Consider the following 10117-nt stretch of genomic DNA (forward strand, 5'->3'; position numbering starts at 1 on the left):
CCGGGGCGACACCCGGCCGCCAGCACACACATCGGACCAGGCTAACGCGTCCGCGCCGCTGGACCAAAACGGGTTCGGGGCGGAGGCTCCTCGCCCCCGCCCCGACCCCGAAGACGGTATGACTAGTTCTTCTGGATCTGGTCGAAGGAGAGCTCGACCGGGGTCTCCCGGCCGAAGATCTCGACCAGGCCCTTGACCTTCTTCGAGTCCGGGTTGATCTCGTTGATGGTCGCCTGGAGGGTCGCGAACGGACCGTCGGTGACGGTGACCGAGTCGCCGACCTCGAAGTCCAGCACCTGGATCTCGCTCGGCTTGATCGGCGAGGGCTTGCCGGCCTCCTTGGCCGCCTGGCGCTCGACGTCGGGGGCGAGCATCTTGACGACCTCGTCCAGGGTCAGCGGGTACGGGTCGTAGGCGTTGCCGACGAAGCCGGTGACACCCGGGGTGTTGCGCACGACGCCCCAGGACTCGGGGGTGAGGTCCATGCGCACCAGGACGTAGCCGGGGAGCTTGTTCTGGCGGATGGTCTTGCGGTCGCCGTTCTTGATCTGGACGACCTCCTCCTGCGGCACCTCGGCCTGGAAGATGTACTCCTCGACGTTCAGCGAGACGGCGCGCTGCTCCAGGTTCTGCTTCACCCGGTTCTCGTAGCCGGCATAGGTGTGGATCACGTACCACTCGCCCGGCATGAAGCGCAGGTCCTCGCGGAACTTGGCGACCGGGTCGACCTCGTCGGCCGACTCCTCCTCGGCCTCCTCGGCGTCCTCGACGGACTCCTCGACCTCGGCGTCGCCCTCCACGTGCAGCGCGGCCTCCTCGGCGGGCTCGCCGGCCTCGGCCTCGTCGTACGCCTCGACCTCGTCCTCGTCGCTGTCCGCGGCGTCCACGATCTGCTCGGCGGACTCGGCGTCGTCAGCCGGCTCGGCCGCGTCCAGCTCGGCGGCGCCATCCGCCTCGCGGACGGTCTCGTCGGCGTCGTACAGGGGGGACTCAGACACGGTGGCGGCTTCTTTCCTGGAGATGGTGAAGGTGGCGCGCTCCTCGACCGGCCCGGCGGACGGCCGCTCGCGCGGGCGCCAGGTGAGGTCTCGGAGACTTCAACAGTACCGAGTCCACGGTAGCCGCGCGTACGTCCGGCGCCGACAGCTCGACCCGGGCCGAGTAATCGGCCCGGGTCGGGAGGCTGTTCGAGAGGTGGGGCGGCCGGTCAGCCGAAGACCAGGAGGCTCAGCTTGGAGAAGCCGTAGTCCAGGCCGGCCACGAAGGCCATCATGACCACCACGAAGGTGACGACCACGGCGGTGTAGTTGGTGAGCTCGCCGCGGGTCGGCCAGACGACCTTGCGCAGCTCGGCGATGATCTGGCGGTAGAAGAGGGCGGTCCGTGCGAACAGGCCCTTCTTGGCCCGCTTGCCCGACTTCTTCTGCTTGCCGGACTTCTTGTCGCCCTCGGCCGATGCGATCTCGGCAGCGCCGTCGGCACCCTCGGGGTTGCCGCTCTCAGGCGTTGCGGTGGAGCCCGTGGTCTCCGTCACTCGTCCTCACCTGAATCCGGGTCCTGCCGGCTTCGCCGCGCACCCGGTGGGGGCGGCCAGTCGGCTAGCGGTGCTGATCGGTGCCATCTCCGCATCAAGCCCGCTCACTCCTGTGGAGCGAACGGGCTGAAAACGGATCTAGCAGCAGGGCAAGAGGGACTCGAACCCCCAACCGCCGGTTTTGGAGACCGGTGCTCTACCAATTGAGCTATTGCCCTACGGTGCCTCGCGGCTCCGGTGGCGACCAACCTACCGTATCTCCCCCCGCTGTCTGCACAGGCGGTGAAAGCTCCGGTTCTCGGCGGGCCGTCGAGCAGCGAGTGTACGTGGTCGAGGGGTGTTTGGTCGAACTTCTTCTTCCGGCTTCTCTTCCGGACCGGCCGCTCCCCCGGCGGACGTCCGGTCCGGCGGGACCCCTTCCGACGGACCGTCGGGCCGCGATTCGGACGGGAACGTACGGATGCCGATACCCCGATGCCCGGTAGGTCCCGGTTCTGCGACGATGCAGGCATGAGCGCTTCCACCCCGCAGCCCGACCAGTCCATCCGCCCCGCCGACCGCCGGGTCTCCGCCCGGATCGGCGCGATCGCCGAGTCCGCGACCCTCGCCGTGGACGCCAAGGCCAAGGCCCTCAAGGCCGCCGGCCGCCCGGTCATCGGTTTCGGCGCCGGCGAGCCCGACTTCCCCACCCCGGACTACATCGTCGAGGCGGCCGTCGAGGCCTGCCGCGACCCGAAGAACCACCGCTACACCCCGGCGGGTGGCCTGCCCGAGCTGAAGGCCGCGATCGCCGCCAAGACGCTGCGCGACTCCGGCTACGAGGTGGACGCCTCCCAGGTGCTCGTCACCAACGGCGGCAAGCAGGCGATCTACGAGGCGTTCGCGGCGATCCTGGACCCGGGCGACGAGGTCATCATCCCGGCCCCGTACTGGACCACCTACCCGGAGTCGGTCCAGCTGGCCGGCGGCGTCCCGGTGGAGGTCGTCTCCGACGAGACCACCGGTTACAAGGTCTCGGTCGAGCAGCTGGAGGCCGCGCGCACCGAGAACACCAAGGTGGTGCTGTTCGTCTCGCCGTCCAACCCGACCGGCGCGGTGTACACCGAGGCCGAGGCCGAGGCGATCGGCCGCTGGGCGCTGGAGCACGGCCTGTGGGTGCTCACCGACGAGATCTACGAGCACCTGGTGTACGGCGACGCCACCTTCACCTCGCTGCCGGCCCTGCTGCCCGAGCTGGCCGAGAAGTGCATCGTGGTCAACGGTGTCGCCAAGACCTACGCGATGACCGGCTGGCGGGTGGGCTGGGGGGGCGGCCCCAAGGACGTCATCAAGGCCGCGACCAACCTCCAGTCGCACGCCACCTCGAACGTCTCCAACGTCGCCCAGCGCGCCGCCCTGGCCGCCGTGGCCGGCGACCTGGACGCGGTCGCCGAGATGCGCGAGGCCTTCGACCGCCGCCGCAAGACCATCGTGCGGATGCTCAACGAGATCGAGGGCGTGCTCTGCCCCGAGCCCGAGGGCGCCTTCTACGCCTACCCGTCGGTCAAGGGCCTGCTGGGCAAGGAGATCCGCGGCCGGCGCCCGCAGACCTCCGCCGAGCTGGCCGCCCTGATCCTGGACGAGGCCGAGGTCGCGGTCGTCCCGGGCGAGGCCTTCGGCACCCCCGGCTACCTGCGGCTCTCCTACGCGCTCGGCGACGCCGACCTGGTCGAGGGCGTCAGCCGGGTCCAGAAGCTGCTCGGCGAGGCCCGCGACTGACCTCAGGTCCGTCCGCCGACGTCAACCCGACGCCAGGGTTTCACCCGGCGCACCGCCCCCTTTCACCCCTTCAGGGGATGTAGAGGGGGCGGTTCCCGTTCAGGGGCCGTATACGGCAGTATCGGTGAATGGAACGCCTGTTGAACCCGCGAGACGTCAGGGGCCTCCCGAAGGCCCACCTGCACCTGCACTTCACCGGCTCGATGCGGCCCGCCACCCTCCTGGAGCTGGCGGACAAGCACGGCGTCCGGCTGCCGGAGGCGCTCAGCTCCGGCGAGCCGCCCCGGCTGCGGGCCACCGACGAGCGGGGCTGGTTCCGCTTCCAGCGGCTGTACGACACCGCCCGCTCGGTGCTGCGGGACGAGGAGGACATCCGCCGGCTGGTCCTGGAGACCGCCGAGGACGAGCGGCGGGACGGCTCCCGCTGGCTGGAGATCCAGGTCGACCCGACGTCCTACGCGCCCCGGCTGGGCGGGCTGATCCCCGCCCTGGAGCTGATCCTGGACGCGGTGGAGCACGCCGCCGCGGCGACCGGGGTGGGCATCCGGGTCCTGGTCGCGGCCAACCGGATGAAGTCCCCGATGGACGCCCGGACGCTGGCCCGGCTGGCCGTCCGCTACGCCGACCACGGGGTGGTCGGCTTCGGCCTCTCCAACGACGAGCGCCGGGGCCTGGCCCGGGACTTCGACCGGGCCTTCGCGATCGCCCGCAACGGCGGGCTGCTGGCGGCCCCGCACGGCGGCGAGCTGTCCGGCCCGGAGTCCGTCCGGGACTGCCTGGACGACCTGGGCGCCGCCCGGATCGGCCACGGCGTACGGGCCGCCGAGGACCCCCGGCTGATGGAGCGGCTGGCGGACCGGCAGGTCACCTGCGAGGTCTGCCCGTCCTCCAACGTCTCGCTCGGCGTCTACGAGCGCCCCGAGGAGGTGCCGCTGCGCCGGCTCTTCGACGCCGGGGTGCCGCTCGCCCTGGGCGCGGACGACCCGCTGCTGTTCGGCAGCCGGCTGGCCGCCCAGTACGAGCTGGTCCGGGACGTGCTGGGCTTCTCCGACGCCGAACTCGCCGAGCTGGCACGGCAGTCGGTGCGCGGCTCGGTCGCGCCGGAGGCCGTCCGCAAGGAGCTGCTGGCGGACATCGACGCCTGGCTGGTCGGCGACCGCGCCCCCGCGGAGGCGGCCGCCGTACCCGCCTAGCGGTGCTAGAGCTTGACGCCCACCATCACCGGCTCGTTCACCAGCTCCACCCCGAAGGCCGCGCGGACCCCGTCCCGGATCTCCCGGGCCAGTGCCAGCAGGTCCTCGGCGGTGGCCGAGCCGCGGTTGGTGAGCGCCAGGGTGTGCTTGGTGGAGAGCGTCGCCGGGCCGCCGCCGTAGCCCTTGCCGAAGCCCGCCCGGTCGATCAGCCAGGCCGCCGAGGTCTTGGTGCAGCCCTCCGGGGCCGGGTAGGCGGGGGCGTCCTCGGTGCCCGGGCGGGTGCGGAAGGACTCGTACTGCGCGGCCGTGAGCACCGGGTTGGTGAAGAAGGAGCCCGCCGACCAGGTGTCGTGGTCCGCCGGGTCCAGCACCATGCCCTTGCCGGAGCGCAGCAGCAGCACCGCCGTCCAGGCCGTGCCGACCGCCACCCGGGCGCCCGGCTCGACGCCCAGGTGCCGGGCGGTCTCGGCGTAGCGGACGGGGGTGGAGAGCCCGTCGTTGTCCTCCAGGCGGAACCGCACCCGCAGCACCACGTAGCGGTCCGGCTCGGCCTTGAAGCGGCTGTGCCGGTAGGAGAACCCGCACTCGGCGTTCGAAAGGGTGACGACCTCGTCGGCGGTGCGGTCGTACGCGACCACCTCGGTGATCGACTGGGCGACCTCCTGGCCGTACGCGCCCACGTTCTGCACCGGGGTGGCGCCCGCGGAGCCGGGGATGCCGGCCAGGAACTCGATGCCCGCCAGCCCGTGGTCGCGCACGGTCCGGTGGACCACCTCGGACCAGGTCTCGCCGGCCGCGACCTCCAGCGCGGTGCCGTCCAGGGCGAAGCCCTCGGTGGCGATCCGCAGCACGGTGCCGGGGAAGCCGGCGTCGCCGATCACCAGGTTGGAGCCGCCGCCGAGGACGAGCAGCGGCTCGCCGGCCGCGTCGGCCTCGCGGACGGCGGCGATCACCTCGTCGTCGGTGTGGGCGGTCACCAGGCGGCGGGCCGGGCCGCCGAGCCGGAGCGTGGTCAGCGGGGCGAGGGGGGCGTCGTTTTCTACCAGCACGCCCACCAGCGTACGGGGGAGGGGTCCGCCGACCGGAACGCGATTCCCGTCGGCGGGCCCCTCCCCTACGCCCCCGTTCAGACCCGGGCCGGCTCGGCCCGGTCCGCCGCCCGCTCCCCCGCCGCCGCGACCGGCGCCTTCCGCCGCCGCGGGATGAACACCGCGGCGAGCGCGCCGAGCCCGACGGCGGCGGCGCCGACGTACAGCGCGGGCACCAGCCCGTCCGTGAAGGCCCGCACCGACTGGTAGCCGCCCTGCCCCGAGAACACCGCCGCGAGCACGGCGACCCCGAGCGCCCCGCCGACCTCGCGCAGCGCGTTGTTGGCGCCGGAGGCGATCCCCTGCTCCTGCGGCCGGACGCTGGCCATCACCAGTTGGGCGGTCGGGCCGAAGTACAGCGACATGCCGATCCCGCAGATCACGGTGGCCGGTATCTGGGCGACGTAGTCGAGGCCGGTGCTCCCGTCCACCACCAGGCCGTACAGCGCCAGGCCCGCGGCCTGCAGCGCCAGCCCGGCGACCACGATCGGCCGGCCGCCGATCCGGTCGGAGAGGATGCCCGCGATCGGCGAGACCAGCAGCGGCATCGCCGTCCACGGCAGCATCCGGATGCCCGCCTCCTGCGGGCTGAAGCCGCCGACGCCCTGGAGGTACTGGCTGATCAGGAAGATCGAGCCGAACATCCCCAGGTACATCAGCAGGCTGGCCGCGTTGACGGCGGAGAAGGCCCGGCTGCGGAACAGCCGCATCGGCAGCATCGGGTGGGCGGCGACCCGCTGCTCGTACCGGACGAAGGCGGCCAGCAGCAGGGTGCCGCCGATCAGGGCGCCGAGGACCAGCGGGCTGGTCCAGCCGTCCGGGTTGCCGCGGATCAGGCCGAGGACGACGCCGAACATCCCCAGGCTGACCAGCAGGGTTCCGGGCACGTCCAGGGCCCGGCCCGGGCCCCGGCTCTCGCCGAGCCGCAGGTAGGCCAGCGGCAGCAGGACGAGGCCGACCGGGACGTTCACCCAGAAGATCCACTGCCAGGAGAAGTGCTCGGTCAGCGAGCCGCCGATCAGCGGCCCCGCGGCGACGGCGAGGCCGCTGACCCCCGACCAGATGCCGAAGGCCATCCCCCGCTTGCCCTCGGGCACCGCGGCGGTGAGCAGGGTGAGGGTGAGCGGCATCATCACCGCGGCCCCGGTGCCCTGGACGGCGCGGGCGGCGATCAGTTCGCCGATGCCCGGGGACAGCGCGGCCGCGGCGGAGCCGGCGGTGAAGACCGCCAGCCCGACCAGGAAGATCCGGCGGCGGCCGAAGCGGTCGCCGAGGGCGGCGCCGAACATCAGCAGCACGGCGAAGCTCAGGGTGTAGGCGCTGACCGTCCATTCGAGGTCGGACAGTCCGCCGCCGAGCTCCTCGCGGATCGACGGCAGCGCGGTGGTGACCACCAGGTTGTCCAGGGCGGCCATGAAACTGGCCGCGCTGACGATCACCAGGGTCCAGACCGCCGCTCTGCCCATGGCAGGTTTCTCCGTCATGACGTCCCCCAGGTTCCTTAGGTAGTTATTGCTCAATAACTTCTTTGGGCCGAAAAGAGGCCGCACGGACACCCCGTGCGGCCCGTCCATCCGGGCGGCCCGTCCATCCGGGCGGCGCGCCTACTCGGGCGGCTCGCACCCGTCGAAGCCGGCCCAGATCCGGTGGTCCGGCGGATAGCCGAGCGCCACCAGGGTGTTGATCAGCATCCCGTACGCGAAGAACTGCGTGGCGTCCTTCATTCCGCCGCCGATCCGGATCCTGACCCGGTCGAACAGGTCCTCCCACAGCAGCCGGGCGGTCTCCCCCACCTCGTCCTCACCGGCCGCCCTGGCCGCGGACGCCGAGACGTAGAGCTGCATCTGCATCATGAGCTGGTCGCCGTTCTCGACCAGGCCCAGGTACGCGGTGGACATCGCCTCCGCGGCCGCCTCACCGGACAGCCCGGCCGAGGCCTCGTCGAACACCCGCCAGGTCTCCTCGACGCAGCGCTCGGCGGCCGCGGCGAAGATCGCCTGCTTGCTCGGGAACAGCCGGAACAGGTACGGCTGCGAGACGCCCACCCGGCGGGCGATCGCCTCGGTGGAGGTGCCGTGGTACCCGCCCCGGGCGAACTCGGTCAGGGCGGCCCGGACGACGCTCTCGCGCCGCTCCTCCGCGCTCATCCGGATGCTCGACTTCGCCATGGGCCCCAAGTTAGTGGCCAATCACTATCTACGCAAGGCCCGCGCCGGCGGCCGGAGATCCCGTACGGGACCCCGGCCGCCGCGACCCCCGGGGCCGCTCAGCCGAGCCGGACGACGGCCCGGGACATGCCGAGCACCTTCTGGCCGCCCGTGGTGGCCAGCAGGTCGACCTGCACCCTGCGGTCGTCCAGCTTCTTGGCGACCTTGGCCGAGACCTCGACCACCGCGCCGACCCCGTCGTTCGGCACCGGCACCGGACGGGTGAACCGCACGCCGTACTCGACCACCGCGGCCGGGTCGCCGACCCAGTCGGTGACCACCCGGATCGCCTCGGCCATGGTGAACATGCCGTGCGCGATCACGTCCGGCAGGCCGACCTCCAGGGCGAACTTCTCGTTCCAGTGGATCGGGTTGAAGTCGCCCGAGGCCCCCGCGTACCGCACCAGTGTGTCGCGGGTCACCGGGAAGGACTGCGCCGGCAGCTCGGTGCCGACCTCGACCTCGTCGTAGTCGATCGCCATCGCGCTCACTCCCCCGCCTCGTCGGCGGCCCGGGCCACCAGGGTCATGACCGACGTCACAACGTGCCCGCCGGTCGCGTCCGTCACCTCGCCACGCACGGTGAGCACGTCGTTGCCCGCCAGCGACTTGATGTTGTCGATGGTCACCGTGACCGACAGCCGGTCACCGGCCCGCACCGGGCGGGTGTAGGCGAACTTCTGGTCGCCGTGCACCACCCGGCTGAAGTCCAGGCCCAGCTCCGGGTCCTCGACCACCTGGCCGGCCGCGCGGTAGGTGATCACGAACGGGAAGGTCGGCGGGGCGATCACGTCGGGGTGCCCCAGCGCCTTCGCCGCCTCAAGGTCGGTGTACGCCGGATTGGCGTCGCCGACCGCGGTCGCGAACTCGCGGATCTTCTCCCGGCCGACCTCGTACGGCTCGGTGGGCGGGTAGCTACGCCCGATAAAGGAGGGGTCGAGCGCCATGGCGGCTCCTCGGAACGCGGGTGGATACGAAAAAAACTCCGGGCCGCACCCCCTGTGAGGGATGCGGCCCGGAGCAAGAGACCTGAATTCACACAGGCCCGTCGCCCTGCAAGAGGGTCAGCGGGTCTCGCGGTGCGCGGTGTGCGAGTTGCAGCGGGGGCAGTGCTTCTTCATCTCAAGACGGTCCGGGTCGTTACGCCGGTTCTTCTTGGTGATGTAGTTCCGCTCCTTGCACTCCACGCAGGCCAGCGTGATCTTCGGGCGGACGTCGGTGGCAGCCACGGGAGTGCCTTCCTTGGACAACGAATAAGAACACAACAAGAGTAGCCGACCGGGAGTGCGATCTCCCGACCGACTACGCGGGGTAGCGGTGACCGGACTTGAACCGGTGACACAGCGATTATGAGCCGCTTGCTCTACCAACTGAGCTACACCGCCACAGTGATCCGCGGCACAGCCGGAGCTGACCGCTTCTCACCAGAGCCCCCATGCGGAATCGAACCGCAGACCTTCTCCTTACCATGGAGACGCTCTACCGACTGAGCTATAGGGGCGAACGAGGAAGAGATTACACGTTTCGCGCCCGGAGGTGAAATCCGTATCCCGCGGCGAAGACCGCAGGTGGGCGAGGGGTACGGACGGACGATCCAAGGCCCGGCGTTCGATCGGCCCGCGAGCCGCACGGCCCGACCCGATACGACTATTGCCCGCCTCCCGGCGACCCGCCCCCCGGGCCCATAGGCTCGACGCTCATTGATCGGGAGGACTGGCCGGCGGTACGGGCCAGCCGTACGGGGCCGACCGCACGGGCCGGCCCGAGAAGGAGCCGGGCGATGGACAGCGCAGCCGCCGACGGGCCGCACTCCGGGCCCGGCCCGGCGGCCAACCCGCTCGGGCACGGCCCGGTCCTGCTCCTCACCGGCGCCCGGCTGGCGGACGGGCGGGTGGTGGACGTCCGGATCAGCGGCGACCGGATCCAGGCGGTCGGCACCGTCGGCAGCCTCGGCCCGCTGCCCGCCCTGCCCGGCGCGCCCACCGTCACCACCGGCGCCCGGATCGACCTGCGCGGCTACCTGCTGCTCCCGGCCCCCGCCGAGGCGCACGCCCACTACGACACCGCCTTCTCCGCCGCCCTGCCCACCCCGCCGCCGGACACCCCGGCCGACCTCACCCGCCGGGTCACCGAGGCCGCGCTGACCTCGCTCGGCTACGGCGCCACCGCCCAGCGCACCCACGTCCGGATCGGCGACGTGCACGGGCTGCGCCGGCTGGAGGCGGTGCTGACCGCCCGGCAGGCGCTGGGCGGGCTGGCCGAGCTCCAGGCGGTGGCGATGCCCCGGCTGCTCACCGGACGGGCCGGCGCGGACGGGCGGGCGCAGCTGCGCGAGGCG

At 72.0% G+C, this 10117-nt stretch carries 10 protein-coding genes, 3 tRNA genes and 1 pseudogene; 3 read left to right on the forward strand and 11 right to left on the reverse strand.

Annotation, left to right across the window (positions count from 1 at the left end; all coding sequences use genetic code 11):
* Positions 1 to 122: 122 nt before the first annotated feature.
* The 3 genes from nusG to AE652_RS15655 form a co-directional block, all read right to left on the reverse strand.
* Complete coding sequence (gene nusG, locus AE652_RS15645; RefSeq protein ID WP_082345749.1) at positions 123 to 998, reverse strand: transcription termination/antitermination protein NusG; 876 nt, start codon at positions 996 to 998, stop codon at positions 123 to 125.
* Positions 999 to 1207: 209 nt separating this feature from the next.
* On the reverse strand, positions 1208 to 1534 hold the full coding sequence (gene secE, locus AE652_RS15650; protein WP_049651985.1) for a preprotein translocase subunit SecE: 327 nt from the start codon (positions 1532 to 1534) through the stop codon (positions 1208 to 1210).
* 145 nt (positions 1535 to 1679) lie between these two features.
* Positions 1680 to 1752: transfer RNA gene (locus tag AE652_RS15655), tRNA-Trp, on the reverse strand.
* A 292-nt stretch (positions 1753 to 2044) separates the two neighbouring features.
* Between AE652_RS15655 and AE652_RS15660 the strand changes: the two genes are divergently transcribed.
* Positions 2045 to 3292 carry a pyridoxal phosphate-dependent aminotransferase gene (locus tag AE652_RS15660; RefSeq protein ID WP_049651986.1) on the forward strand — a complete coding sequence of 416 codons (1248 nt, stop codon included), beginning with the start codon at positions 2045 to 2047 and terminating at the stop codon, positions 3290 to 3292.
* 128 nt (positions 3293 to 3420) lie between these two features.
* On the forward strand, positions 3421 to 4485 hold the full coding sequence (locus AE652_RS15665) for an adenosine deaminase (protein ID WP_049651987.1): 1065 nt from the start codon (positions 3421 to 3423) through the stop codon (positions 4483 to 4485).
* Positions 4486 to 4490: 5 nt separating this feature from the next.
* Here AE652_RS15665 and AE652_RS15670 read toward each other — a convergent pair whose 3' ends face one another.
* The 8 genes from AE652_RS15670 to AE652_RS15705 all read right to left on the reverse strand — a co-directional run bounded on the left by AE652_RS15670 (position 4491) and on the right by AE652_RS15705 (position 9280).
* Positions 4491 to 5534: a UDP-N-acetylmuramate dehydrogenase gene (locus AE652_RS15670; protein WP_049651994.1), complete on the reverse strand. Its 1044-nt coding sequence runs from the start codon at positions 5532 to 5534 to the stop codon at positions 4491 to 4493.
* Between the two features lie 77 nt (positions 5535 to 5611).
* The gene (locus tag AE652_RS15675; RefSeq protein WP_049651988.1) at positions 5612 to 7057 is read right to left on the reverse strand and encodes an MFS transporter; all 1446 of its coding nucleotides are present in this window, start codon (positions 7055 to 7057) and stop codon (positions 5612 to 5614) included.
* 120 nt (positions 7058 to 7177) lie between these two features.
* Positions 7178 to 7741 carry a TetR/AcrR family transcriptional regulator gene (locus AE652_RS15680; RefSeq protein ID WP_234348396.1) on the reverse strand — a complete coding sequence of 188 codons (564 nt, stop codon included), beginning with the start codon at positions 7739 to 7741 and terminating at the stop codon, positions 7178 to 7180.
* Between the two features lie 98 nt (positions 7742 to 7839).
* Positions 7840 to 8262 carry a MaoC family dehydratase gene (locus tag AE652_RS15685; protein ID WP_049651990.1) on the reverse strand — a complete coding sequence of 141 codons (423 nt, stop codon included), beginning with the start codon at positions 8260 to 8262 and terminating at the stop codon, positions 7840 to 7842.
* A 5-nt stretch (positions 8263 to 8267) separates the two neighbouring features.
* Entirely contained in the window at positions 8268 to 8726 is a 459-nt protein-coding gene (locus tag AE652_RS15690) for a MaoC family dehydratase N-terminal domain-containing protein (RefSeq protein WP_049651991.1), read from the reverse strand.
* A 117-nt stretch (positions 8727 to 8843) separates the two neighbouring features.
* Entirely contained in the window at positions 8844 to 9008 is a 165-nt protein-coding gene (gene rpmG / locus AE652_RS15695; protein ID WP_006604855.1) for a 50S ribosomal protein L33, read from the reverse strand.
* Between the two features lie 83 nt (positions 9009 to 9091).
* Positions 9092 to 9164: transfer RNA gene (locus AE652_RS15700), tRNA-Met, on the reverse strand.
* A gap of 43 nt (positions 9165 to 9207) precedes the next feature.
* Positions 9208 to 9280: transfer RNA gene (locus AE652_RS15705), tRNA-Thr, on the reverse strand.
* Between the two features lie 279 nt (positions 9281 to 9559).
* On the opposite strand from AE652_RS15705, the pseudogene AE652_RS15710 reads away from it, so the two are divergent.
* A pseudogene (locus AE652_RS15710) lies at positions 9560 to 10117 on the forward strand (hydrolase); the annotation flags it as partial.

Origin of the sequence: Kitasatospora sp. MY 5-36, assembly GCF_001182915.1 — a bacterium.
Classification (GTDB): Bacteria; Actinomycetota; Actinomycetes; order Streptomycetales; family Streptomycetaceae; genus Kitasatospora.

Excerpts from the sequence above, each read along its gene's own strand:
- AE652_RS15660 (WP_049651986.1), top strand. The coding sequence starts at position 2,045 with ATGAGCGCTTCCACCCCGCAGCCCGACCAGTCCATCCGCCCCGCCGAC.
- AE652_RS15665 (WP_049651987.1), top strand. The coding sequence starts at position 3,421 with ATGGAACGCCTGTTGAACCCGCGAGACGTCAGGGGCCTCCCGAAGGCC.
- AE652_RS15675 (WP_049651988.1), bottom strand. The coding sequence starts at position 7,057 with ATGACGGAGAAACCTGCCATGGGCAGAGCGGCGGTCTGGACCCTGGTG.
- AE652_RS15680 (WP_234348396.1), bottom strand. The coding sequence starts at position 7,741 with ATGGCGAAGTCGAGCATCCGGATGAGCGCGGAGGAGCGGCGCGAGAGC.
- AE652_RS15685 (WP_049651990.1), bottom strand. The coding sequence starts at position 8,262 with ATGGCGATCGACTACGACGAGGTCGAGGTCGGCACCGAGCTGCCGGCG.
- AE652_RS15690 (WP_049651991.1), bottom strand. The coding sequence starts at position 8,726 with ATGGCGCTCGACCCCTCCTTTATCGGGCGTAGCTACCCGCCCACCGAG.